This is a genomic window from Arthrobacter sp. WCS2018Hpa-7 (genome assembly GCF_031843805.1).
In the GTDB taxonomy this organism is placed as follows: Bacteria; Actinomycetota; Actinomycetes; order Actinomycetales; family Micrococcaceae; genus Arthrobacter.
On record NZ_JAVTJB010000003.1, the window covers coordinates 155,937 to 181,418 of the forward strand.

Genomic DNA, 25,482 nt, shown 5'->3' on the forward strand with positions numbered 1-25,482 from the left:
AGCGCCGAGCCCCCTACCCTGATGGGATTAAGCCAAGGGGCCCGTCGTGATCCCTATGCGAAAGATGCCAACCCCGTCACGTTGAACCACACCCAAACCTGACAGCCCGACGGACTCGGGACAGCACAGCCCAGTCACCCTTGTCGCTGGAATGCAGCTGCTCTCCAAGGGCGAGACGAAGCGCCGGTACAGCACCATGGGTTTTTGCCTCGTCATGTCGCCGAATCCGGCGGGCGAAATGAACACATGAAGCCAAGAAAGAGAGCAGACCGTGGACAGAAACAAAACAGACCTAAGTGTGCACAATGTGCACGCCCCCTTGGGCCCGACAAAGCAAGTATTCGGCGCCGTGACATGCCGGAAATCTCATGACTGAAACCGACGAGACGGAAATCTGTGGAAGTCATGTCGTACCTAATCCCCTAGCCCATGAACAGGTGTAGGCCACTCCAGACCAACCGGGCAGAACCGAAAGAAGGAACTCGAATGACCCCAGTACAGAGCCAGCGGAGGGTCCACCTGCCACCACCCTGAACCCGCTCCCCCACAACCAAATAGGCGACCCGCGGCGCCAGGCACACCCCGCGGCCAGTGTCATAGGGACCTGACCAAGCAGAATGTACACACGTTAAAGCAAAAACCCCCTCTGACGAGGGGGTATGCCGTGCCCGAGGTGGGACTCGAACGGGATTCCAGGCCTTGGAATCACTGGGAAGTGGCGGAAACATGCGGAATCCGGGCCAGTCCGGCGGCTGCACGAGGCAGTCCGAGGAGGAAAGTGCGGACATTGTCCACACTTCCCTTGGCTCCGTCGAAAACATAAATGCGAGGACCCTCCGCAAGAGGCCGGCTTTGCTCGAGCCCCATTTCAGCCCATGCGCTGCCGCGATTTCGCGTGGGCGGCCGTCCACAAAGGCTGGCATCGACCAGCGGCTCCTCAATATCCCAAAGAAGGGGACTTCCCGCTCTACCGTCCTTATCCGCCGCTTAGCGGCCGGGAGTTCCGCGGCTTTCTCGCCTGTGGTTCCGAACGACTTCCGGCCTCAACTTCGGCCTCCTTCTTTTACCCGTACAGGGCCGTGAAGTGGCCTCCGAAATCGCTCACGATCTGGGGCCAACTCCACATCGGGCTCATGATTAGATGCGATCGGACAACCTCGCCCAGCCCCTTGTATTAGGCACAACGAATGTCACCCACCCGTGCAGCAGTCCGCCCAATCCTCGGAGTATCGCGTTGACCACGCGCTTGAGGCCTACCAGGGAGCGCTCTGCCGCTCGCGTGTCGAGCCCTCCATCTGGCGTGTCTGCCCACCGGCGTGGCGCACCCTGCACACCGCAATTCCATATCATCACGACGCTGAACCACGTATCCGTCGCATCAGCATGCCGAATGGCGGACTATAGGCACCGAAATGAGAAACTATCGGGGTGAGAAAACCGGAGAACCGAGATGACGACTTCGAAACGCCGTCACAACTGATAGCCCTTCTGGGGCTTAGCGTTGCCATAAGCCTCGGGGTCATCCTTGCTGTGTTCGTACTCCTAAACAGTCTGGGGCCGGCACATCAAGCCTTCTGGTCTGGACTCGCCGGCAGCTTCGTCGGCAGTTTGGTCGCCTTCATTCTTGCTGCGCTTCTTTGGCGGATCGAACGAAAAGTCCTTGTGGGTGAGCGAAAGAAGGACCGTGAGGAATTTCGACGGGAGGAGCAGAGGCGTGGGGACGTCGCCGCCTTGCGGAGCCTACTGGGGCTAGTCGTACAAATTCAGTCAATGCGATACGGCCTCGCAACCGATACGGCTCAGCTGACAGGACGCGAACGGTACATGCTCGAATTAAGGGTTCAGGAAACCGTCTCCCTGATCAAGGAGTACCAACTACAGGAGGAGACCCAATTCCTGGCTTCGCTCCTATCTCAGAACAGCGGCCTTGATCAATTCGTCATGCCAAGCCATCTTCGCTTTGAGATGACAAAGTCTTGGTTGTCGCGTCTCATCGACCTTGATCCACTCCGAGATCCAGCGAGCGTTCGGCCTGAGCACTACGAAGCCATCCGGAAGGGAATCAACGAGTATGAGAGGGTAGTTCGCGAATATTGGGACGAGGCCAACGAAGATCAACCTCGAGAGCCCGGAGCGACCAGATAGTCACCTGCGCGACCGTGGCCGCAACATTTTCGGATCAGACTGAGACCCTCGGACAAGAAATATTCGCGGCGGTATAAGCAAGCCTCACAAAAATATGACATGCGCTACCAATCGCTGAAAACCGGCCCAGGAGACTAGCTCTTTCCTTTCTTGGACCGACAGCTCCCAAGAAAGTATCAGACGTATTACTGCGCCGGGTTTCCCTTGTGGCGACACTGACGCTGCATATGTCGCTAATTAACGCTGAATGAAGGACCAGCCATCATGAAAAGCAGCAGATATTGCGGTGACCGGAAGCGCAGGAGTCCACCCTACTCTTCAATCTACATAGCCTTCTCATGTGCATGGGCGCCAATGCTAAAGGCCCTCTACGGCTCCTCCTGCCTCCTACAAGCTTATGAAACGTTATCTAGCCGGTCTCCTGATGCCACATCCAAGGGTCGTACGAAACTCTAAGTTCAGGACGCGCGTGAATCAGGGCTTCCACCGCCTCCGGCGAAGCGCTGCCATGCAGACTCACAGTCGCCAGCCTTGGTACCCTGGCGAGCGGATCCAGATCAGAGAGGTCAGCACAGCCGTCTAAATTCACCTGCTCCAAATTCTTGCAGCTCTCTATGCTCCACTTGCTTCCGTAGACCTTGGTGATGGCCGTGCTGGCTAGAGAAAGCTTCCTTATGCCGGACAAACGATCAATTCCCTCCGCAGAATACAGTCCGGGATTATCTAAGATTTCAAGAGTCGCGAGAAGAGCGTTCTCCTTGAAATGAAGGAGGTCATTCATTTCAACACGATGCCATGCGTTTGAAGAATCTGAATCGTGTAGAGAAATTGGGCCGCGAAAACTGCAGTATCTCAGCGATTTTTGTCGATTCAAACTCTTACGGTCTAGATTCAGCGGGCCGGAAATGATCAGGTGTCGCAGTTCACTTCCATCTGGTAGAACAATAGTGCCAGTCGCTGGGCCGGCAGAAATCTCAAGTCTTCGTAGAGCCGTCAGATTCTCGATTACCTCCGTTTCTTTGACAGCACCAGACAGTGCACTCGTAACACGGAGGCTCTCAAGATTCGGCAAACCACGCAAAAATGACAATGAAATATTGCTGCCTTCACAAACAAGATGCCGTAGATCCTCGAAACCGCTTGTCAGGTCACGAAGAAGCTCCCCACTCAACCACCTCACAACGATGGATCGCAATGACGGAAGATTGGCTAGTGGGCTCAGCGAATCTACCGAGGATGCGTTGTCCATAAAGAGCTCGCGCAAGTTACTCAAGGGGGAGACGGGCTGCAGTTCTGAGATCTGAGCTGACGCTGGAAGGCGCAATTTTCGGATGCTGGGACAGTTTTGTATCCCCTCGAGGCTCGATAAGTGACGTGACATTGCCAAGTCGAGGTAAAGCAGGCTCGGTGTTGGCGGGAGAAATGAAAGATCCTTAAGACCTTCGCAAAACCCAAGTCTCAGATGAGTGACATCCTTGAGTAAGCCAAAGGCTCGAGCACAATTCATTGTTTCAAGACTGACTTGGACGCCCTGCAATGCTAGTCCACTTAATACACGACTCGCATACTCGGAGGCATCGAAAGCCGTCCACGCGTCCAGCAGAAAGGGAGTTAGTGGTTTTGCAAACTCACCTCGAGAAAAAGTCTCCAACATTTGCATTGCGGCCTCACCGCGAACCCTGCGAGCTACCGCGACGTATGCGATTGCATCTTCAAGAGTTCGAGGGTCCGGCAGCATTGCAATCGCCGGAGGTCCCACGCTAGCGAGTAGAGCGACTTCTTCCGCACTCTGCGGTGGCAGGCTAGCCTGAAGGAGCTCGCTGACTTCTTGGAACAGTCGTTCATCGTACGAACGCGCTGCACCTAGACACTCTGCTAGACAATACGACATCCGCCTGAAGTCTGAATCACGCGCAGATCTCTTCCGCTGAACCGACACCATTGTCCGAATAAACTCTATAGCTTGCTGACCGGAAGCGCTTGCTGCGAAGAAGGACGCGACCGAGTACCAGCCTGGCAGTCCTTCGAGAGCGACAAGGTCAGAGCCCCCATCCGTTTGTGCAAGTTGGTAGCCCGCCAAGTACTCCAAAAACAAGGCGTGAACGAATCGGGCATCTTGAGGTCCGAGCGCAGAGAAAACCACAGATCGGTCTAGCAGGTAGCGTGTTGTCGAGGACGGGTCGAGGTTCGGTCCAGGAGATAAAAGGCGAAGAACCTCGTCCCCTATTTCGACTTCTGATCGCTGAGCGTCCGCTCTGTATACGACCGTTCGCGCACCAGACTTGAACAAAAAAACAGCAATCTCTCCCAGCCGTTGTAGTTTTCTTTCAAGTGTGAAAGGTAGCATTTCCAGGGGTATCGCACCGCGAGCTCTATCCCTGCTGTGTACCAGAGCTGTAATTACTCCAGTTATAAGCTTGACTCGATCAACAGGACCCGAAGTATAGCCAAATGCATAGTATGCGCAAAGCATGGCAACCAACAATGGTGTACCAGCAAGATCGCGTACGTTGATATCGTTCGAGATGTCTCGCTCAAGATTGCGTTGGCGCTCACGATACAGCTCTGCTATAGCCGTTGAGGCGGTATCACACTGAGCGTTGAACCACTGATGAATACAGCTACGCGCCTGCGCGGGAGTCAACGGTTGGATTTCGATCAGAGAAAATCCATTACTGCTAAAGAACTGTGCATCTATTGCCTCTGGGCGGGAACTGACGACTATATCGCAATTTGGATAACGAGTTGAAATCTCATTTATCCATTCTTTTCCAACAGTTTGGCGCTCATGCGACAGCTCATCTAATCCATCGAAGAAGAGAACGGCTTTTCCGCCTTCAAGTTGGCTTTCCAGCCACCGCCCGGGACGCAACACCGAACTAGCCAACGACTGGAAGAAAGCGTCCTCTCCGGGCATTTGCTGGCTTCCAGGCGGAATCACGGAAGCCAAGTTGACAAGGAATGGCATGGCGCGGTCCCACGCAAATAGGTCGTCATTGCGCGCTTCTATGGCGCAGCGTACTGCAAGCCACTTCACAACCGTCGTCTTACCAGATCCAGCAGTGCCCGATATCAGCAGCCGCAGCCCCTTTCCGGCACTTCGTCCCGAGAGGCTCGCAGCAATAGCACGTTCGACCGATGGGCGGCTCGACCCCGCATGACCAGCTTCGAACCTCCGAATCGTATCTGCCGAGTGTGCCAGTTCTTGCAGCTCTCGCGCCTTGATCGTGCGACCAGAGGAGAGACTGATGTAGGTGACGTCGAGTGGTTGCCACCGAAGTGCAAGCGGAACTTCGTCTAAGCCAAATTGATGTATCCGGCCGTGCGAGCGAAGAATGGAAGACCGATACTCTGCTTCAAAGGTCGAAACCTCTTGGCGCGTGCCCTCACGAGCATTAGGAACAATAATCTGCTGCAAGCTCTGTTCTAAGCGCCCAGGAGTTTGATCTGTAGCAAGATACGTACGGACGGCGAGTTCATTTTGAAACGGAGGCAACGCCGAAACCAAAGCTACGATCTGGCGAATAACCATTTTATGCAAAGAGACTCCGAATTCGAGACCGGACTCGGAAAGGCCTGCGGCTCTCAGGCGCTCTCGGCAACTAGATTCGGTCTCTGATATCAGCGACTCCGAATCAAAGCGCGCGGCCTCCAGGGCGGCGTAGTCTATCGCGAGTTCTTCCATATGATTCTTAATCACTTCTCGGGCTAAGTTCTTCTCATTGATCGGGACTTTGCTCTCAAAGGCATCAAAGCCTTTAAGCTGAGAAGTGATTTGGTTGTTCAGGTCTTTGATTCGCTGCACGAGCACTTGTTCCGAAGCATTCGTCTGGAGGCCGAACACCGCTCGGGCCATGTCAGCTAACGAATTTGCTACCTCACTTCCGGCTGGCAACACTGCCGTGAAGGTAGCTTTGAGAGCCGCTGTCGCAAAATCTGCCCACTTTGCTGCATCGAGTGCCATTTGTGCGTTCGCTCTCGTCAGGTCCTAGGGCTCGTTTGCACTCGCCCCAAGAGGTTCGTATCGAAATGCTATCCCTCGACTCAGCATCTGCCCGAACACCAAGCCGTACGATGCCGATAACGGCGCATATGTCGGGACTGGAGGCAGTCCCCGGCGCAGCGATCCGGCCAAGCGATGCCTCATGCCGAAGACTAGGGCCACTCAGTCATGACGCTGCACAACGGCCTGCCCATGAATAGCCAGAAGCAACAACGCTGTTTGTCATTCTGATATCCCGATCATCGCTGGATCGGCCTCCGCGCAACCATGGCGTCACCGCACCGATTCCGAACCCTGGAAACTGGCTCAGAGCTCCCACGCCACTTGGCCCCTTCCGAGGACCTGCCCCAGTCACCCTAGCTGCGTTCCAGCTCCTTATCAGCGCACAAGACCCCAATCAGAACGGTGCAAAGGCCAAACACACAACGCACGCACAAAGGAACAGGACAATGAATGCTCTCACCATCAAAGACCCGGCCGACCTGCTCAGCTTCATCGGCCACACCCTAGGGTTCTGGCCCACGGAAAGCCTGGTCTGCATCACCCTGGACAAAGGCAAGGTCGGCGCCACCCTACGCATTGACCTCCCCCGGTACCCCGGAACAGAACTTCCCTACGCCCGCACCGTCAGCAGCTACCTCACTAGCGACACCAGCGCGACGAGCATCGTCTTCGCCCTCTACACCTCGCACCACTGCGAACCCGGCCAACCCAAACCACACGCAGCCACCATCGCCGCACTCACAGGAGTCCTTGCCGAGAACGGCATCACCATCCGCGACGGAATCTTCGTCGGTGACGACGCCTACTCCCCCTACGACAGCGAACCCGGCCAAGACATCAGCCTGCCCCTCAGCACCACTGAATACAGCCGGGTCAACGCCGAATTCATCTACCGAGGCAGCACCATAGAACCCACCAACCGCATCATCCTCCCGACACCGATCCAAGAAGCAGACCACGCCACCGCCGTCGAGACGTGCATGAAGACCATCCGAGCACAGGCGCCGCATCAAGCAGCGTTACAAGCCAGCCAGCTCTGGACAACCATGCTCGACAGCAACGACTTCCCCACCAACGAGGACTGCGCCACCCTCATCGCGAACTTCCAATTTCCCCACATCCGCGACCGCCTCATGGCAGACATCCCCGGCATTGACGACCCGCCCCAACACATCCTCTTCGCCCAAACGGAGACTGCGCCCCAATGGTCCCGGATTGAATGGGCTCAACAACTACTCATCCATGCCTACACACGGACCAGCCCCCAACACGCAGCACCTATCCTGACCACCATCGGCTACATCAACTGGTGGGAAGGACGCGGCTCCAAAGCACACCAATACATGCAACTCGCCCTCGACACCGACCCCGGCTACCGCTTCGCACGCCTCACCGACCAAATGCTCGGAGCGGGCATCATCGCCGGCTGGAACACAAACAAAAACACCGCCTACAAGACCCGACTCGATATGCCCTAGGCCCCGCTGTTCCCGTTCCTGGATGCTTTGAATCACACCCATGAATACTGAAATTCGGACTACAGCGACGCGCCGCCGCAGATGACGTAGTTCTGGCCGGTGATGGATTTGCCGTGTGGTCCCAGCAGGAACGCGGCCAGCGCGGCAACGTCGTCCGGGTCCACTAACGCGCCGAGTGCGGGCATTCGCACGGGGGTTGCTGAGCGGCCGGGGTCGTTCAACATCGGGGTATCTGTGGGGCCTGGGGACAGCACATTCACCGTGATACCACGCGGCGCCAGCTCCTGCGCCCACGTCCGGCCCAGCCCCATCAGCGCGGCCTTCGTCGCGGCGTACTGGCTCTTTCCAGGCGACCCCGTGGAGGTGCGGCTTCCCAGCATCACGATCCGGCCGCCGTCGGGCATCGAGGGCACCAGAGCGTTGGCAAGCGCGGAAGCTGCAGCCACGTGCACGGCGAACATCCCGAAGAACGCGTCAGGGTCCAGTTCCCCCAGCGGCGCGGTCCGTTGGAACCCGGCGGCGTGCACCAGAGCGTCGGCAGGCCGCAGCCCAGCGACGGCAGAAGCCAATGATCCGGGTTCGGAAAGGTCAGCCCGGAGCCACTCAAACTTTCCGTCCAGCGTGGTCGGGGTCCGACTCAGCCCGGTCACGGCCCACCCGTCCGCCAGCAAGCGTTGGGTGATTGCCAGGCCAATTCCCGAGCTGCAGCCGGTGACAACCGCATGCTGTTCAGCGGGCATGGATCGAGCCGTCTTCCAGGCCGCCTGGCGTCCGTGTGCCCTCGTACGCCCATTGAGGGTCCACCCGGACAAATTTGATGGCCTGCCGGAAATACGTGTATGCGATGTTGAGCGCGCCGTCCGGGCCTTGGTGGATGGACGGATAGGAGTACTCGCGGTTGAGCCCGTCCCTGGAGTTGTTGGACAGGCAGTACCCGTCACCCACGTCCAGGTTGCGGCGGATGGGCCATGTGCGTCCGGAGTCCTCGGAAACGGCCAGCGTCATGGGTGACCGCGGGGTCCCCCAGAAGGCCTTCTTCGAACCGTCGTCAACAACGGCAGCAGCGTCCGGCTCGGCAAGCTGCCCCTGTTCCTCGGCCAGACCGTCGTCGTCGATTTCGTCGTACAGCGACAAGCGCCGCTCGGTGGATGCACCTGCCCGGCTGTGGTTGTACACAAGGGCCAGGCGGCCGTCCGTGAGGGCTGTGAATTGGATCGACGAGTTATTGTTGGGCAACTCTGTTTGGACCGGCTCGCTCCAGGTACTGCCATCATCGGTGGAACGGGATTCATAGATCGAGTCGGCCCAACGGCTGCGGAAGAGCGCCAGCAGGGAGCCGTCGGCCACGGGCTGGATGTTCATGTGGACGCAGCCCAGGCTCCCGGACAGGATGGTTTCGGTCCAGGTTGTGCCGGCGTCGTCGGAAATCATCACGGCGCTGTCGTCGCTGTTTCCGACCCATTTCTCGCCCGGCGTAGTGATGCACCGGAAGATGGGGATGATCAAGCGGCCGGACGGAAGGGCTACGGGCAACTGGCGGACGAACACGCCGCCAGTGTCGTTCGCGGGGAACAGCGTTTCCACGTCGCCCCAGGTGCGGCCGCTGTCCGCGGAAATACGACGGCGGACCTCGGCGGTGTCCTGGTTGCCAGCCTTCTGCGCGGTGTACAGCAGCCACAGCGTCTGGTCGGGGGCGGTGAACAGGATGGGATTCTGCTCGGAGCGGGTGGAGTCGTTCGACAGCTGCTGCGGTTCGGACCATTGGCTGCTGCCCGGTTCCAGGGCGGAGAACCAAATAGAGATGTCCGGCACGCCCTCCTGGGTGCCGCCGAACCACACGCAGCCAAGCCGGCCGTCAGGCAGGGTGAGGAGGTTGGCGGCGTGGCTCTGCACGGTGGGCGCCGGCAGGTAGGCGAAGTCGGCGCCGTCGGCCCTTTTGACCGCACCGTCCGGGGTGACCGTGCTGTATGCGTCAGTGGTGGTGTTCTGCATGGGATTAGCTCTCCTTGGTTCCGGAATCGGAGCGAGCAGCGTCGAGGTGGGATTTGGCGATCTGTTCCAGGTGCGTCAGGTCCGAGGCGATGGTTGTGAAGGTATAGCCCTGCGCTAGCCGCTGCGCAGCGACCGTGCCTGCCGGCGTGTGGATACCGGCAGCGATCCCTGCAGAGGCTGCGGCTTCAGCGATGGTCTCAAGAGCGGCGTTGAATTCCGTTTCTACGGCGGGATCCCCCGGGTATGCGCCCCCTACGGCGACGGACAGGTCGGACGGTCCCACGTAGATACCGTCAAGACCGGGGATGGCGCAGATGTCCTTCACGTTGGCCAGTCCCTCAGGCGTCTCGATCATGGCGAAGACCATCGTGGCTCTGTTGGCGTCGGCGGGCTTGGGTCCGATCCGCAGTGCAGAGCGCATGGGCCCGTAGGAGCGGCCGCCCAGCGGCGGGTACTTGGCTGCGGCCACGGCGGCAGCGGCGTCCGAGGCGTTGTTGATGAGCGGGACAATGACGCCCACGGCGCCGGCGTCGAGCGCCTTGCCGATCGCCGTGAAGTCATTGGCTTCCACCCGGACCATGCCGACGGCGGTGTGTCCGGCGTCGATGGCCATCAATCCGTTAAGGACGCCCGAGTAGCCGAGCAGGCCGTGCTGCGCATCCAGGGCCACGTAGTCATAGCCGAGCCGGCCGATACGTTCGGTGGCCACGGGCGCGTCCAGCACAGCCCAGTAGCCCACCGCCTGCTCACGGGCGCGGATCTTGCGGGCGAATTCGAGGGCCAGTTCGGAGGTCATCAGAGTCCTTCAGTCAGTTTCGGTTCAGTAAGTATGGAAGGTTCAGCGGTTGTATGCCGGCATGGGTCCCCGCAGCGAGGCACCCACGGCGTCGCAGGCTTCCACGACGTCGGCCGGAAGCGGTCCGTTGGCCACTGCGGCTATGTTGGCGCGAAGCTGCTCTACCTTGGAACCGCCCAGCAGCATGGATCCCACTCCCTTGCGATAGGCAAGCCAGCGCAGCGACAACTCGGCCAACGTAATGCCTGCACCGGCGGCAATGCCGGACAGGTCTCCGATCGCATCGAACAGTTGCTTGTCCCAGTAACGCTGCGTGTACATCGCGGCAAGCTTCGAGTCGCCGTAGCGACCCTCAGTGGGCTTGGCATCGAAGCTGTGCTTACCGGTGAGCAGGCCGCCGCCCAATGGGTTGTAGACCATGGTGTGCACGTTGTGGGTGGAGGCGAATTCGAGGTACTCTTCCTCGAGCCGGCGAGCCACCAGGTTGTAGAGTTGCTGCGCGACGACAGGCTGCGGGGCGCCCACTTCGCGTGCTGTATGGATAACGTCGGCGATTTGCCAGGCAGCGAAGTTGGACACACCCAGCGCCCCGATCTTGCCCTCGGCAAAAAGCTCGGCCAAAGTGGTCAAAGTGTCAGAAAGGGGCGTGGCCCGGTCCGGCTGGTGCAAGTAGAAGAGGTCTATGCTCTCTACACCCAAGCGACGCAAGCTTCCCTCCACGCTGGCCCGCAGCCCAGCAGGCGACAACGGAGTGTTGGAGCCTTGGTCCGCGTGCGGCATGCCGGCTTTGGAAGCCAGGACGACGACGTCGCGCTTTCCCTTCAAAAGCCGTGCCAGCATCTCTTCGGTGACGCCTCCAACGTAGGCGTTGGCAGTGTCGATGGTGGTGATGCCGGCGGCAAGCGCTTCCTCCATCATCCGCCCGGCGGTGGCCTCATCGACGGTGTCGCCGAATGTCATGGTCCCCAGGACCAGCCGGGAAATGGGAAGTTTCAGGCCATTCACTTGGGTGTCGTGGGGCTGTGTGCTCATGCGTTGTTTCCTCGTGGTTGCGTCGTTCAAGGGGTTTAGGCCTGATTGGACAGGGCCAAGGACCGGACCAGGTGCCGCGGTTTCAGGCCTGTCATGGTGGAGGGGTCCAGGGCGGCGCGGCGAAGCTTGCGCGTGTAGTCCTCCTTCGGGGCGGTCAGGACGGACGCAGTGGAGCCGAGTTCCACCAGCCTGCCCTTCTGCATCACCATGACGCTATCGCTGATCTCCTGAACCACGCCAAGGTTGTGCGAGATGAAAACGTAGGTGATGCCGGTTTCATCCTGGATGGACTTCAGCAGCCGCAACACCTGCGCCTGGACGGACACATCCAGGGCACTGGTCGCCTCGTCGCAGACCAGAAGCTCGGGCTTGGACGCAAGGGCCCGTGCGATCCCGATGCGCTGGCGCTGGCCGCCGGAGAACTCGCCCGGGTGCTTGTCCAATGAGCGGACGGGCAGGCCCACCTGGTCGATCAGTTTCGCTGCTGCCTTGTGCCGTTCGGCCTTGGACCGGACGCCCTGCAACTTCAACGGCTCGGCGACGATCTCCTGCGCGGTCATGTGCGGGTCCAGCGAGCCATAGGGGTCCTGGAACACCATCTGGAATCTGGAGCGCATGGGCCGCAACTTCGCCTCGCTCATGGACGCGATGTCTGTGCCGTCCAGGTCGATTCGTCCGCTGGTGGGAGTCACCAGGCGCATCAGTGCCTTGGCGATGGTGGACTTGCCGCAGCCGGATTCACCCACCACGGCGATCGTCTTGCCTTTGTCAACGGAGAAGGAGACATCATCTACGGCACGGAAGGTCCCACCGGGTACGTGGTAGTCCACCACCAGGTTTTCGACGGCGAGGAATGGCTTACTCATGGGTTGCTCCGGTCTGGGTCAGGGCTGCGTCGGTACCGCCGGTGGAGGCTGCCACGGCACGGACGGATCCGGAGGGGGTTTCGTCCCACGGCCCCAACACGGGCACGGCGGCCAGCAGTTTGCGGGTGTACTCGGTGGCGGGGTGGTCCACGATCTGCTGGACTTCGCCTGACTCCACAAACGAGCCGTCCTTCATCACGTGGATGCGGTCCGAAATCAGCCGCGCCACGCCAAGATCGTGCGTGATCATCAGGATGCCAATGCCGCGCTGCTCCTGAAGTTCCAGCAACAGGTCCAGGATGCCGCCCTGCACCGTTACGTCCAACGCCGACGTCGGCTCGTCCGCCACCAGGAGTTGCGGCTCGCTGGCCAGCGCAATGGCGATCAACACACGCTGGAGCATGCCGCCGGAGAGCTGGTGGGGGTACTTCTTCAGCTGCTTCTCCGGCGTCGGGATGTGCACCTGCTCCAGCAGCCGGACAGCCCGGGCCTGCAACGCGCCCTTATCCTTGGCGGACGCGGCACCGGCGATACGGATGGCCTCAAACAGCTGGCTGCCGATCGAGTGCACCGGGCTAAGCGCCGTCATGGGGTCCTGCGGAATCAGGGCGAGCGTCTTCCCCCGGACTTTGTTGATCGCATTGGGGTCCGCGGTGATGTCGACGCCGTCAATCAGCACGGTGCCGGACAGTACGGCCAGGTCTTCGGGCAGCAGGCGGAGGACGCCCATCGCCGTCGTCGATTTACCGGAGCCGGACTCGCCGATGATGGTGACCGTCTCGCCCCGGTGGATACTGAAGCTGACGGAGTCCACGGCGCGGACGATGCCGGCCTCGGTGATCAGCTCCACCTGAAAGTTACGGACCTCCAGCAGCGGCTGATCTTTGATAGCGGGCTGGGATGTGGGTTGGGCAGTCATGTCAGGCACCCTTCTTCTTGCGGCGGGGACGGTCGCGGAGGCCGTCACCCAGGAGGTTCACGCCAACCACCATGAGCACGATCACCAGGCCTGGCAGGGTGACCATCCACCACGAGGTGGTGATGTAGTCCTGGCCATCGGAGATGATGCGGCCCCAGGTGGCGAACGGCCGCTGCGGACCGGCGCCAAGGAAGCTGAGTGCTGATTCGAGCAGCACGGCCTGGGCCAACAGGAGCAGGACCACCAAGGTTGCCTGCTTGATGACGTTGGGAATGATGTGCTGGATGAGGATCTTGACCCGGTGCAGTCCCAGGATCCGGGCTGCCGAGACGTACGGCTTTTCGCGTTCCACCAAAACCATGGAGCGGGTAAGACGGGCTACTTCGGGCCATTGTGCGATGGCGATCACGAAGGTGATCACCGGGATGGAGGGGCCGAACAAGGCAACCACCAGCAGCAGCATCATCAGCAGCGGCAAGGACATCTGAGCCTCGAGGACACGCGAGACAACCGTGTCCACCCAGCCGCCGAAGTAGCCGGCAGCCGCACCAAGGATTATGCCGATGGCCCCAGAGACCAGCACGGCAAGCACCCCGATTGTCAGCGAGACCTGGCCGCCGTGCAGGACGCGGGAGAGGAGGTCGCGGCCGAGCTGGTCGGTGCCGAAGAGGTGCCCGTCCGTAAGCGGCGGGAGGCGCCGGGCGGAGAGATCCTGGAAGTTGGCGTCAGGCAGCGGGAGCACCTGGGCGAGAATAATGGGGATGATCACCAGCAGGGTGCAGACGGTTCCCACGATCAGCTTCCACTTGGCGGCCTGACGACGGCGGGTGGCGCCCGCCTTGGCAATGTCCGCTTTCGTGACTGCGCTGGGACTGGGCTGCCGGGTCGTTTGCCCAGCAGGGCTTCCGGGAGCAGCTGGGGTTGCGGTGTCGAGACTCATGCTGTTGCCGCCTTTCCAAGACGAACGCGGGGATCAAGAAGCGGATAGGCGAGGTCAATGAGTAGTTGGACACCGACCGCGAGCAACGCGGTGAGGAGGACCGTGGCCTGGATCAGTGGGTAATCGCGGGTTTCGAGTGCCCGAACGATCAGGGAGCCGACGCCCGGCCAAGCGAACACCACCTCCACCACCACCACGCCGTTGAGCATCGCGGCGAAGCGTGTGCCTAGTGCGGTGAAGACGGGGATGGCGGAGTTGCCCATGGCGTAGCGCCACGTCAGCATCGAATTCTTGACACCCCTGGAGCGGGCCACGGTGAGATAGGGGGCCGCAAAGTTGACGGTCATTTCGCGCCGGACCATGCGGGAGATCAAGGCTATCTGCAGAATTGCGATGGTGATGGTGGGCAGGACCAGCCCGCCCCAGGTGGCGAAGCCGGAGGCTGGGAAAATCGGGATCAGCACTGCGAAGCCGGTGAGGAGCATGATGCCGGTCCAGAAGTCGGGCATTGATTGCCCGGCGATGGTGAGGACGTTGACGCCGAACTCGCGCCCGGTGTCAGGCCTGCGGGACATCCACACGCCCAGCGGGATGGCGATCACGGCGGTGAGGAGGATGGCCCCGGTGGCGAGGGTCAGCGTGTAGGGCATCCGCTCGGCCACCACCTGCATGGCGGGTGCCTGGAAGGAGTATGACTGTCCCAGGTTGCCGGTGAACAGCTGTTGAAGGAAGATCCAGTACTGCTCCAGCACGGGCTTGTTGAGCCCAAACTGTTCCCGGACGGCGTCCAGCTGTTCGGTGGTGGCAAGCGGACCGGCATAGGAGACGGCGGGATCTCCCGGGGCCAACCGGATCAGGATGAACACGGTGGACACGGTGAGGAACACGGTCAGCAGGCCCTGTCCCAGGCGTTTCAGGATGTAGTTCGTCATGGCTTATGCCTCCAGCCGTGCATCAACGAGCGGGTAGGAGTTGGTGGGCGCCAGGTTGACGCCGGACACCCGGTCCCGCTGGGCGAGTACGGATTTGGGCACGAACGCCCATGCGCAGGGCCACGTGTCCCAGATGGCTTGCTGGGCCACGGCCAGCAGTTCCTGCCGCTTGGTGGGGTCCACTTCGGAGGAGGCAGCCTGGATCTTGGCCTGCACCTCCGGAAACACGTAGCCCTGGTACGTGTCCCGGGTGGCTTCCTTTTCAGGGGTTCCGGCGTACATGCCCTGCATCATGGTGATGGCCAAGCCGGTGGGGCTGCTGAAGCCGTTGCCCAGCAAGTCCCAGTCACCCTGCTTTCCTTGGCGCCACGCCAGGATATTGCCGCCGGGTTCGAACTGCTGCAGCTCGGTCTTCACGCCGATGTTGCCGAACATCTCCACCAGGGCTTCCATCACGGAGGTGTCGGAGGCAAACTCCCCGGTTTCCCAGATGATCTTCAGCGTGAGGTCCTTGACTCCGAGCTCGGCGAGCCGTGCTTTGGCTTTCTCCGGATCGAAAGTGTACGTGCCGGTCTTGTGGTATCCGGTGAGGCTGCCCGGCGTGACGCCTTCGGCCGCGCTGACGGAGTCCACCAAGACATCTTTGACCAGCGCCTGGCCGTCAATCGCCCAGCTGAGGGCCTCGCGGACGCGCACATCGGCCAAAGGGTGGCCAACGGGCTTGCGGAAGTTGTAGAAGATCTGGTTGAGGCGGAGACTCGATGCTTCCTTGAGCTGGACACCGGGTAGTCCTGCAAGCTGTTCGCGCGAATCCGGGGTGATGGAATCAATGATGTCCACTTCGCCGCTGCGCAAGGCGATGACACGGCTGGATTCCTCGGGGAGGAATCGGACCTCCACGTTTTGGACCTCCGGCTTGGGTCCCCAATAGTTCTCGTTGCGGGCCAGGCTGTATGTACCGGCGCCGCGGTTGAACTTGGTAACAACGTAAGGTCCGGTGCCCACACCGTCCTGCAGTTCCTCCGGCTTGTTCTGCGCTGCGGGAGTTATGAGGATCATGCTCATGAGTGAGTCCAGGATGGGAACCGGCTTCTTGGACACCATGGTGAAAGTGCGCTCATCTACGGGTACCACCTGGGGGAATTCGGGGAAGAACCCGGCCACAAAGGAACCCTGGACCTGCTGGTACATCTTGAGGGCTGTGGCTACATCCTCGATCTTGACCGGACTGCCGTCGGAGTAGCGGATACCCTCGCGAAGGGTGACCGTCCATTCAGTGGGACCGGTCATCTCGAAGCGTTCGGCAAGGACCAGGATGGGTTTGGTTTCGGGGCCGATGGCGGTGAGGCCCTGGCGGACCGAGCGCTGCACAGTGACGGCGGCGTCGAACTGATTGAGCTTGTTGTCGAGGCTGACCAGGGACCGGTTGAGGGCCAATGTCAGGGTACTGGGACCTGGCAAACCTGTTGGGCCGGCGCAGCCAGCGAGGCTGCCGGTGCCCAGCAGAAACCCTGCAGCCGAACCGAACTGGAGCAGGCGGCGCCGGGATATCTCACGTCCTTGAGGAAGAACGGTCATCGTTGACCTCTCGGTAGATTGGGGGACGGCTGCCGGCCGGAGTGGCTGCGCCGAATGTTGTGTCCATCACTTTGCCACCCCTGCGCATTTTGCGCAACCCTGCTAGCGTGATTCGCGCAATCATGTCAGAATGTTGGAAAGCTTCCCGCTGAACGGCGGGTTTCCAGCCGATAAATGACGAGAGAGGAGCAACGTGGCTTCCGTATATGTGCAGGCCGACGATTTCTCCGGCGCCGCCGAGGTCGGCTACTGCTTTGTCCGGCACGGCTTCTCCGCGCAGGTCCTGCTAGGAACATACGACGGCGATTCCTCCTGCGTTGTGCCCGCCACCGACGTCGTGGTCACCGACACGCACTCCCGCGCACTTCCCGAGTCCAGCGCCGAAGCGCTCATCAGGGATGCTTTCTCCAGTCCCGCAGCATCGGGGGCGCAGGTTGCCTTCAAGAAGATCGACTCTTTGTGGCGGGGGAACGTCCGCGCCGAAGTGGCCGCACTGGCTGACTTGGGGTTCCACGCCGTTATCGCAGGAGCTCTCCCCCAGTTACAGCGCGCCGTGCAGAACGGAAAACCGCTGGTGGCCGGCACAGCCCTGGCGGAGACGAACCTGTGGCAGGCCGAACTCACTGCACCACCAGCTGATATTGCGTCCTTGCTCCGCCCGGAAAACCCCGCGTCTGTCCAAGTTCTGGATCTGGCCGCGGTCCGCTCGGGATTGCTGATCCAGAAAATGTCCGCCGCGCTGGAATCCGGTCAGCCCTCCATAACCGTGGCGGACGGCGAAACGCTAAAAGACCTCCAGAACGTGGTTGATGCGCTACTGCAACTGGGCTTCCAATCCGGCAACCGCCGCATCGTCCTGGTTGGTACAGGCGGGACAGCCGACGTCCTTGCGCAGAGACTCGCTACGCAACGATCCGCCGCACAACATGCGCAGAACGCGCAATCGAAAACACGAACAGACCAAGCCACCACCCAACCGCAGGAAGGCGCCAGGCCGGTGCTCGCCGTCGTCGGCTCCGCGTCCCCAACAGCGCAGGCGCAACTGGCCCGGCTTGAAGCGCATGGCTTCGCTGTGGTGAGACTGCACCCGCAGCAGGCCGGCACCGTGGACGCCAATCCAGCACAGCTCGAGAAGGCCCGGCGCACCCTCGCGACAGGGTCAAATGTGGCCATCACCGTAGCTGCAGGGATGGTGGACCCGGCCTCGGCCGCCAGCATTGTCCGGGACCTGTCCACCTTCGCGGCCCAAGCATCGCGAGGAAAAACGGCCGACCTGATCCTCACCGGCGGCGAGACAGCCCGGGAAGTCCTGGACTCCGTCGACCTTCACCACCTGGTGCCGATCGCGGCCGTGCAGCACGGAGCGGTGCTCAGCCGCGCGGACGACGGAACGCTGGTGGGAACGAAACCAGGCAGCTTCGGCGACGACCATGCCCTCCTACAGCTCTACAACGAAATCAGGGAGCGCCGCGGCCAAACGACGCAGGCTCCCACCACCACTTCCCCCCGCAAGACTTCCGAACAAACTGGAGCAGAAATGACAAGCACCGCAGGTATCAAGACCGAGCAGAACGAACTCCCCTACGTAGCTGTGACCATGGGCGACGGCGCCGGGGTAGGGCCGGAGGTGGTGGTGGCCGCTGTGCTGGATCCGCAGAGCAACGCAGAGTGCCGCCCGGTGGTCATCGGCGATGCTCTGCGATTGCGCCAAGCCGCTGACGTCCTGGGCATCGCTGCGGACATCCAGAGCATCGCCGACGTGGAGGATGCCGTATTTACGCCGGGCCGCGTGAACGTCATCGATCTGGCGTTGCTGCCCGCAGACCTCCCATGGGGGCAGCTCTCCCCCGTGGCCGGACACGCCGCGTACGAGTACATCCGTGTAGCCAGTGAGCTTGCAATGGCCGGAAAAGTACAGGCCATCTGCACCGCGCCGCTGAACAAGGAAGCGCTGCACTCGGCAGGGCACATCTACCCCGGACACACCGAACTGCTGGCCCACCTGACCGGCACGGAAGAAGTATCCATGATGCTTTCCACGCCAAAAATCCGCGTGATCCACGTGACCACGCACATCGGGCTGATGGACGCCGTCCGCAAGATCAACCCCGACCTGGTGGAGCGCACCATCCGCCGCGGCCACGAGGCACTCGTCCGCGCAGGCATCCCCAACCCCAAAATCGGTGTCTGCGCCATCAACCCGCACGCCGGCGAAAACGGACTGTTCGGACAGGGCGAGGAAGCGGAGAAAATCGAGCCGGGCGTCAAGACCGCCCAAGCGGCCGGGATCAACGCGGTGGGCCCACTGCCCGCTGACACCCTGTTCTTCCTCGCCGGCCGCGGCGACTACGACCTCGTGGTGGCCATGTACCACGACCAGGGGCACGGCCCGGTGAAGGTGCTGGGGATTGAAGCCGGAGTGAATATCACCGTGGGCCTGCCGGTGATCCGGACGTCCGTAGACCACGGCACCGCATTCGACATCGCCGGCAAGGCCATCGCCGACCCCCGGTCCATGGTGGAGGCACTGCATCAGGCGGCCGAGATGGCCACCCGTCCCGCCGTCGCCGTTTAGCTCTTGTTGTGATGGAAGCGGGCGGCGGTGCGGCAGGCACTTGCCCGGGGGCGGAACTAGCATGGTAACCACGGCCACGGGAAGGAGACCGGGAATGCTCAGCGCAAACGCGCGGCGCGAGGAAATCTACCACCTCGCCGTCACCACCGGCCTTGCCTCGGTGGAGGAACTCTCCGCCCGGTTCGAGGTAACCGCCTCCACCATCCGCCGCGACTTGGCGCTCCTGAACGGGCAAGGCCGACTCGCCCGCACCTACGGCGGCGCCATGGCATTGGGAGCCCACCCCGAAGCATCGCTACGGCAGCGAACCGGCGAGGCGTTCGAGCAGAAGCACGCCATCGCCCGTTGGGCCGCAGCACTGATCGTCCCCGGAGAAAGCATCCTTCTTGACGCCGGCTCCACCGTTGGCGCGCTCGCCCATGAATTGCAAAAGTTCGAGAAGCTGTCCGTGACCACCCCGGGTATGAACATCATGCAGGAACTCGCCGACTCCGAAGGCATTGAGGTGGACTGCCTCGGCGGCCGCCTCCGGAGCTTGAGCCAGAGCTTCGTGGGCCCACTTGCTGAAGCAGCCTTGGAACGAATGAGCTTCGACCGGGTGTTCCTTGGCGCGGACGCCGTCACCGCCGAAGACGGCATCTGTGAAGCCGACCATGCCCAGACGCGCCTCAAGGAACTTATGGCCCGCCGCGGCAACGACGTCTACGTCCTCGCCGACTCGTCCAAGCTCGGCCTGCGACCCTTCCACGCCTGGGCCCGGCTCGCTCTCCCATGGACCCTCGTCACGGATGACGGCGCCGACCCGGGACAAGTGCAGAAGTTCCATGAAGCCGGTATCAAAGTTGAGATTGCCGTCGTCGCGAAGCAGGCGACTCCCGGCGAGCAGTCCGGAGACTGATCGCCGCGCCAAGCTGAAGTAAACGCCCTCGCGCGTACGCCTTTCGTGGTGCCGTCGCCGACGAGTTGACCGTAACTTGGAGAACGAACCCCTATCGGCGTCGTTAGCTATGTCGCGGGCCTGGATCGTGCCCTGAAGCATGATCCAGGCCCGCCTTCGTTCATGTCGCTCAACGGACAACGAATCCGCCCAGCTTCAACTGGCACATCGCACAAAAGCGTTGATCCCCTCTCCTGGAGTACCCCGGACACGGTCGGCTGCTCCTACGTTCCTTGCCTTCTGCGGTGTTTCTGTCCGGCAAGTCCGAGACGACCGAGCCGTAATGATTGTGTAATCTCCTTGCAACGTCACCGCTGACACGATTGGACGTCGCGTCGCGTGTCGGTGGTGGACGAAAGGGTGACCGGGCATATGATCCCGGGCACCTCTTCATGTGAGCCTGCGGCTCTTCTTTACGCCTACTCCTGGCCAAGACCTGCGGCTGAGGTTTTCTTGCCTTCGACCTCGTTCAGGGTGCGGAGATCAAAGACGCCGTTGATGTCAGCCTGCTTCGCGTTTCTTCAGCGGACTGGAACTGACAGTCGCTCACTCCATGATCAGCGCGGTCTTATCTGAATTCGTCCGCGCCCAGCAAACGTGCCCGTGGGGAAAATGATGGGCAGGTCCTGGACGCGCTGCAGGAGGTCGCGCGCAATGCTGCGCGTTCCGGGGTCTGCAGGAAGGAGCCAGTCCGGGCTGGTGGTAAATGAATGATTGGATGGCGTGAACTCGCGCTCCGAAGACAAGGGCATCGCTGGTTCTAATTTCGCTGGGAGGGGCAGGTCCCCGTGGTTTCATTTCCCGGGGCCCCGCTGTCCCTACTTAGTGATGAAGTAAGCCGACAGCCTTGAGCCATCAGCCGCGGTCATGGTGACCGTCAGGCAACTGCCTGCACCCTTGGGCGTCTTCCACTTCTGCAGGAACTGCCCATCCACATAGCTGAGTTGTGTTCCGCCCGTGGTCACGAATTCAACCTCGGCAGTCGGCGACCCGCTTCCAGGGCACCGGACGGACGTCACAGCAAAGCTCCTGACCATCGCCGGATCAGTGAGTTCCACGCCACGGTCGAACATCTCGAACTTGAACGGCACCGTACTTCCGCCCTTCACGGTGTTCCACACTCCGCCCATATCCACCGGAGAGCTGAAGCCCTTCAACTCCCACGGCACCGCCGCGCTCTTCCGCGTCAGCTTGATGACATAGGTGCCGAAGTCACCGGGGTAGGAGCTTGAGGTCACCTCAACGACATTTTCCCCGTCCTTGAGGTCAACAGTCGTCCCAGTCGCGCCTTCGGCCATCTCTTTGCCGTTGACCTGGATTTGCTGACCGGCCCACCCCGCCTGCCAGGAGATGTTGACGGACGGCACTGATGAATCCAGTTCCTGCGTAACGGTGTAGGGAACGTCTGCACCCTGCCGCCCGGACTCGAAGGCCGGGGACAGTTCATATCCATCAACGGCTACGTTCCTCAACTCGGTGGACTGATTCGGGTTTGTGCGGGAGATGGAGACGTTGTACGCACGCTTGTTGCCATCCTCGGCTGTGACGACGACGGGCACGTCGGTGACGAAAACAGAATCGTCTTGGGAGCCATCCGTCAGTGCGACCTCGACAGGAGCACCGTTGGTGGCATCAGTCCCGTTGATGGTGACCTTGCCGAATTGGCTTCCGGGAGCCGCCGTCACCGCTACCGCCTTCGTGTATGGGTCAACTGTGCCGGAATAGGTGAGGCCGTCCGCCGAGGCAGTCAACGAGACGTCCCCGTCTGCGGTCGTCGCGCCCACCGAGCGGAGCGACGCGTCATTGTACTCATACGGTGTGCCTGTGTTCACCCGGAAATAATCGACGAGCATGTTGCCGACGTTCGATCCATTGATAAAGAAGCTGAGGTAGTCAAGATCGTCCACTTTGGTGCGCAGCGGCTGGTCTGTAAGCACCGGAGTTGTCATGTCGTCAACGTAGAAGTCGAACGTTCCGGTATCGAGGTTGACGACGTTGCGGACGGTGTACCACTGTCCCACTTTGTAATCCGTAACGTTCTTTACGGAGCCGGAGCCGGTGACGTTGTGGGTGATGACTTTCCCGTTGGCGAAGCCGAAGGTTGCCGACGGGTTCGCCGAAGCCGGCGGGTTCGTGGCATTCCAGCTGGACTCCGTGTAGGAGTACATTGCGAGTTGGTTCGGGGTGCCGTTCGTGGAGGTGCGCTGGACCCGTGCCTCGAGGGTCACGGTCCCGGTCAGGTTCTGCTCGGCCGTGTTGTGGACCGCGAGTGAGCCCGTGCTGCTGCTCGTCTTGGCGATCTCGAGGTATTTGTTGCCTGTCCGGGCGGAATCCTCCAGGACGTTGATGGAGCCTACGGCTGGGGCCGTTTCCGCGGTCAGGACACCGTCGCTGGTCTGGGTGAACGCGCCGGTGATCTCGTCGTCGAAGGTCTCGTTGATGACGTATCTGGTCTCGCCGGGCAGGGAGGTGAGGACCAGGTCCATGACGGCCGTTCGTGCGGCTTTGATGACCACGTCGGACTGCGAGATGGGCTCGTAGCCTTTCTTTACGGCGGACACTGTATAGCCGTCCCCCATTGCAAGTGCGGGGAACTTGTAGACACCTGCTGCGTCGGTAGTCGCGGTAGCGATAGCTTGATCACCTTTGGAGACGGTGACTGCAACACCGGAGAGTCCTACCCGGGCGGCTGAGACGGTGCCTGTCAGAGCACCTTCCGTCGCAGTTGTCGCGCCGAGCGTCAGCGGCGCGGTCAGCGTTTCCCCGTCAATGAGAGTAACCGTCACTGGGGCGCCGTCCGCGTACCCGGTGGCAGAAGGAACCATGGTGTACTCGCCCGTGGCGGTCTGTATGGCGTACCGCCCGCGGAGATCAGTGGTCACAGTACCGGAGCCGTAAGACACCGTCGCGTCGCTTACCGCCTCACCATCGGCATCCGAGACAATGCCGGATACCAGGCCGTAGCCCGCTGGGACCTTATAAGAGGTTGGCCCCACGTTTGGAGGCGTTGTCACATTCTGCGAGAAGAAGTCGACGCTGAGGGAATTTTGGCTTTGACTGGAGTTGCCGGTCGCCTGGAACCCTGGCGCGATCGTTGCCAGGTTGACCGGTGTGCCGGCACTTATCAGCGGCGAATCACCGGAAGTGAGCGCGGCGTTGCCTATGGATTCTGCCGGGTTGCCGCCCAACTTCGGATCTGTGGTGATGGCGCTGTTGTCTTCGATTGGGGCGGAGAGCTTCGGGCCGTGATAGGCGTTGTTGTCGAAGTGAACTCCAGGAAATCCTGCCCGGAATGCTCCGCCGCTGACGTCCTCCCTCGTATTGAGGAATACGTTGTTGAGAACGTAGTGCGGGTTCTTTTCAACCAGGTAGGTACTCGCGCTTCCGGATGATTCGAAGAATCCGACGGTGTTGTTCTTCAACGGCACCCGCGTGTTGTACATCAGGTTGTTGTAGATGACGTTTACGCCGCTGTCACCGTGGGGGTTGATGTAGTTCCGGTCGATGTCTTGGATGATGTTGTAGCGGACCACTGCGGTGCTGAAGCTGAAACCGCACAGCAGGATCCCCTCGCCCGAGTCATGGACGTAGTTGCCCTGGATGAGGATGTTGGAAGTGCCGCGGTCAGGATCGATGCCGTTGGAGTCGGCCGCACCCTGCCTCACTTCGAGTTCTGCGACCTCATTGTTCTGCACGAGGATGTTATCGGAGTAGTACATTTCGATGCCGGATACGCCGGCACCATCGATCATGTTCTCCTCGACCGTGGCACCCTTCACGCTTGTCAGGTACATGGAGTTCCACCCATATTGAGTGTCCCGGTTCGTCATGTAATTGCCGGAGATATCAATGTCTGTGTGCGGACGCCAGTCCGGATCTTCAGTGAGACTGCCGTCCGGCGCCGCCCGGCCTGCTGCACGGTCACCCCAACCCGGTGGCAGGTTCTGGTAGCGGTTGGTGCCCATGCCCGCGAATTGCTTAAAGGTGAGGTTGGCGAACGCCGTATTCGCGATGAAGTTGCCTCGCACGGAGATGCCCTCGAATTGCGTCGGTGTCTGGCCATACCCTTTGAGGCCCTCGAACAGGATTCCTCCGGAGCGCTTCGAGCGATCAAGACCTGAACCGCTGACCGACCACGTGACCCCACTGACGTCGCGGACGAACACGTTGGAGATGTCGTAGCCACGCAGGGTGCCTGCGTTTTCACCGGAGACATGGATGCCGCGCAGGTCGCCCGTTTGAGGGTTCTCCTCTCCAGGTACCTGTCCGTTGTTCGCTTGAGGCTGGAACCTGGAAGGGTCGAACCCGTCAGTCATGTTGCTTATTTCCAGGTTCGAGATGTACCAGTGCTGCTGGTTCGTCAGTTGCAGCACGTCGTTGACGACGCCGCGTCCGTTGAGCTCAGGGGCAGCTCCATCTCCGTAACTGGAAAGAACGATGGGGCTTGTTGAAGTTCCGGAACCCTTGGGTGCCAGCAGGAAGGTGGGGCCGGGGCCGGAGACATCCGTGGCGGCACCGCCGATCCATTGAGTGTAATCGTAAGCTTCCATGGCCACTTGAGTGCCTTCTGCCGACCAGGAACTACCGGCTTTGAGCAGGATGCGGTCGCCGGGGCCGAACTCTTTTGCGTTGACGTTGCCGAAAGTTTTCCATGCCGTGCCAGTCGAAGTGCCGGCAGCGGAGTCATCACCGCCGGCAGAGTCTACAAAGTATGTGGCACCGCTTCCGGCCGGTGCAGAGCCGTCCGTCACGGAGAGCTGCTTCCCGGCAACAATTGCCCGGCCCTTGTTTTGCAGCGCCGATTTATCAGTGAAACCGCTGAACTCCACTCCGGGGGCTACCGGGACATCCACCGCTGAACTCGGTGGTGCGAAGGCCACCATGCCTCCGGCCAGCAACGCGGTCGCTGCCACAGCAGCTCCGCACCGTCTTAAAATATTCGACAGGGACTTCATTGTTCCTCCACGTGGTTGGGATAAACGTGCTAGGTGCTTGCGTGGCCGGTTGGCATGGCCAACCGAGATCTTCATGATGCGCAGCGATACCGTGGACGGTCGTGCGAGGATTCATACGCGCTAAGCGAGGCGGCGACAGAGTAGGCCGCACCCGCTGACGATCAGTGATGTCTGATGCTTCTTCACAAGGCTTCAGTGGCCAGCCAAGCACCGGGGTGGGCCTATTAGGCAACCGGTTTCCATGAACACTAAATGTGATTTATACAACACGTCAAGACTTTCGCGCCTCTTTTTGTGATCGATAATTCATCCCACCCAATGGGCACCTTCA

At 60.9% G+C, this 25,482-nt stretch carries 15 protein-coding genes; 4 read left to right on the top strand and 11 right to left on the bottom strand.

The genetic code is table 11. The features are described from left to right. Positions 1-1,428: 1,428 nt before the first annotated feature. Entirely contained in the window at positions 1,429-2,145 is a 717-nt protein-coding gene (locus RQH14_RS04925) for a hypothetical protein (RefSeq protein ID WP_311212226.1), read from the top strand. Positions 2,146-2,554: 409 nt separating this feature from the next. Here RQH14_RS04925 and RQH14_RS04930 read toward each other — a convergent pair whose 3' ends face one another. Next, a complete protein-coding gene (locus RQH14_RS04930) occupies positions 2,555-6,109 on the bottom strand; it encodes an NACHT domain-containing protein (RefSeq protein WP_311212227.1) in 3,555 nt (1,184 codons plus the stop codon). Positions 6,110-6,597: 488 nt separating this feature from the next. Here RQH14_RS04930 and RQH14_RS04935 point away from each other — a divergent pair, with 488 nt between their 5' ends. Then, a complete protein-coding gene (locus tag RQH14_RS04935; protein ID WP_311212228.1) occupies positions 6,598-7,629 on the top strand; it encodes a DUF4192 domain-containing protein in 1,032 nt (343 codons plus the stop codon). 59 nt (positions 7,630-7,688) lie between these two features. Here RQH14_RS04935 and RQH14_RS04940 read toward each other — a convergent pair whose 3' ends face one another. The 9 genes from RQH14_RS04940 to RQH14_RS04980 are packed head-to-tail and all read right to left on the bottom strand — an operon-like array spanning position 7,689 to position 16,684. Continuing rightward, a complete protein-coding gene (locus RQH14_RS04940) occupies positions 7,689-8,369 on the bottom strand; it encodes an SDR family oxidoreductase (protein WP_311212229.1) in 681 nt (226 codons plus the stop codon). Continuing rightward, entirely contained in the window at positions 8,359-9,621 is a 1,263-nt protein-coding gene (locus RQH14_RS04945) for an exo-alpha-sialidase (protein WP_311212230.1), read from the bottom strand. The genes RQH14_RS04940 and RQH14_RS04945 overlap by 11 nt, the downstream gene beginning before the upstream one ends. A 4-nt stretch (positions 9,622-9,625) precedes the next feature. Next, on the bottom strand, positions 9,626-10,417 hold the full coding sequence (locus RQH14_RS04950; RefSeq protein WP_311212231.1) for an aldolase/citrate lyase family protein: 792 nt from the start codon (positions 10,415-10,417) through the stop codon (positions 9,626-9,628). Positions 10,418-10,459: 42 nt separating this feature from the next. Continuing rightward, positions 10,460-11,449, bottom strand: coding sequence for an aldo/keto reductase (locus RQH14_RS04955; protein ID WP_311212232.1), 990 nt, complete (start codon positions 11,447-11,449; stop codon positions 10,460-10,462). A gap of 35 nt (positions 11,450-11,484) precedes the next feature. Continuing rightward, positions 11,485-12,315, bottom strand: coding sequence for an ATP-binding cassette domain-containing protein (locus RQH14_RS04960; RefSeq protein ID WP_311212233.1), 831 nt, complete (start codon positions 12,313-12,315; stop codon positions 11,485-11,487). After that, on the bottom strand, positions 12,308-13,234 hold the full coding sequence (locus tag RQH14_RS04965; RefSeq protein WP_311212234.1) for an ABC transporter ATP-binding protein: 927 nt from the start codon (positions 13,232-13,234) through the stop codon (positions 12,308-12,310). The genes RQH14_RS04960 and RQH14_RS04965 overlap by 8 nt, the downstream gene beginning before the upstream one ends. Position 13,235: 1 nt before the next feature. Then, the gene (locus RQH14_RS04970) at positions 13,236-14,174 is read right to left on the bottom strand and encodes an ABC transporter permease (protein ID WP_311212235.1); all 939 of its coding nucleotides are present in this window, start codon (positions 14,172-14,174) and stop codon (positions 13,236-13,238) included. Further along, positions 14,171-15,106 carry an ABC transporter permease gene (locus RQH14_RS04975; RefSeq protein WP_311212236.1) on the bottom strand — a complete coding sequence of 312 codons (936 nt, stop codon included), beginning with the start codon at positions 15,104-15,106 and terminating at the stop codon, positions 14,171-14,173. Before RQH14_RS04975 ends, RQH14_RS04970 begins: the two co-directional genes overlap by 4 nt. Before the next feature lie 3 nt (positions 15,107-15,109). Further along, positions 15,110-16,684 (bottom strand): ABC transporter substrate-binding protein, encoded by a 1,575-nt coding sequence (locus RQH14_RS04980; RefSeq protein ID WP_311212237.1) that lies wholly within the window; start codon positions 16,682-16,684, stop codon positions 15,110-15,112. A 193-nt stretch (positions 16,685-16,877) separates the two neighbouring features. Between RQH14_RS04980 and pdxA the strand changes: the two genes are divergently transcribed. After that, the gene (gene pdxA, locus RQH14_RS04985; RefSeq protein WP_311212238.1) at positions 16,878-19,259 is read left to right on the top strand and encodes a 4-hydroxythreonine-4-phosphate dehydrogenase PdxA; all 2,382 of its coding nucleotides are present in this window, start codon (positions 16,878-16,880) and stop codon (positions 19,257-19,259) included. Positions 19,260-19,353: 94 nt separating this feature from the next. Continuing rightward, the gene (locus tag RQH14_RS04990) at positions 19,354-20,157 is read left to right on the top strand and encodes a DeoR/GlpR family DNA-binding transcription regulator (RefSeq protein WP_311212239.1); all 804 of its coding nucleotides are present in this window, start codon (positions 19,354-19,356) and stop codon (positions 20,155-20,157) included. Between the two features lie 857 nt (positions 20,158-21,014). Here the strand turns inward: RQH14_RS04990 and RQH14_RS04995 are convergent. Continuing rightward, a complete protein-coding gene (locus RQH14_RS04995) occupies positions 21,015-25,109 on the bottom strand; it encodes a PxKF domain-containing protein (RefSeq protein ID WP_311212240.1) in 4,095 nt (1,364 codons plus the stop codon). Between the last annotated feature and the right edge of the window lie 373 nt (positions 25,110-25,482).

Excerpts from the sequence above, each read along its gene's own strand:
- RQH14_RS04975 (WP_311212236.1), bottom strand. The coding sequence starts at position 15,106 with ATGACGAACTACATCCTGAAACGCCTGGGACAGGGCCTGCTGACCGTG.
- RQH14_RS04960 (WP_311212233.1), bottom strand. The coding sequence starts at position 12,315 with ATGAGTAAGCCATTCCTCGCCGTCGAAAACCTGGTGGTGGACTACCAC.
- RQH14_RS04930 (WP_311212227.1), bottom strand. The coding sequence starts at position 6,109 with ATGGCACTCGATGCAGCAAAGTGGGCAGATTTTGCGACAGCGGCTCTC.
- RQH14_RS04940 (WP_311212229.1), bottom strand. The coding sequence starts at position 8,369 with ATGCCCGCTGAACAGCATGCGGTTGTCACCGGCTGCAGCTCGGGAATT.
- RQH14_RS04980 (WP_311212237.1), bottom strand. The coding sequence starts at position 16,684 with ATGACCGTTCTTCCTCAAGGACGTGAGATATCCCGGCGCCGCCTGCTC.
- RQH14_RS04955 (WP_311212232.1), bottom strand. The coding sequence starts at position 11,449 with ATGAGCACACAGCCCCACGACACCCAAGTGAATGGCCTGAAACTTCCC.
- RQH14_RS04935 (WP_311212228.1), top strand. The coding sequence starts at position 6,598 with ATGAATGCTCTCACCATCAAAGACCCGGCCGACCTGCTCAGCTTCATC.
- RQH14_RS04965 (WP_311212234.1), bottom strand. The coding sequence starts at position 13,234 with ATGACTGCCCAACCCACATCCCAGCCCGCTATCAAAGATCAGCCGCTG.
- RQH14_RS04950 (WP_311212231.1), bottom strand. The coding sequence starts at position 10,417 with ATGACCTCCGAACTGGCCCTCGAATTCGCCCGCAAGATCCGCGCCCGT.
- RQH14_RS04970 (WP_311212235.1), bottom strand. The coding sequence starts at position 14,174 with ATGAGTCTCGACACCGCAACCCCAGCTGCTCCCGGAAGCCCTGCTGGG.
- RQH14_RS04945 (WP_311212230.1), bottom strand. The coding sequence starts at position 9,621 with ATGCAGAACACCACCACTGACGCATACAGCACGGTCACCCCGGACGGT.
- RQH14_RS04990 (WP_311212239.1), top strand. The coding sequence starts at position 19,354 with ATGCTCAGCGCAAACGCGCGGCGCGAGGAAATCTACCACCTCGCCGTC.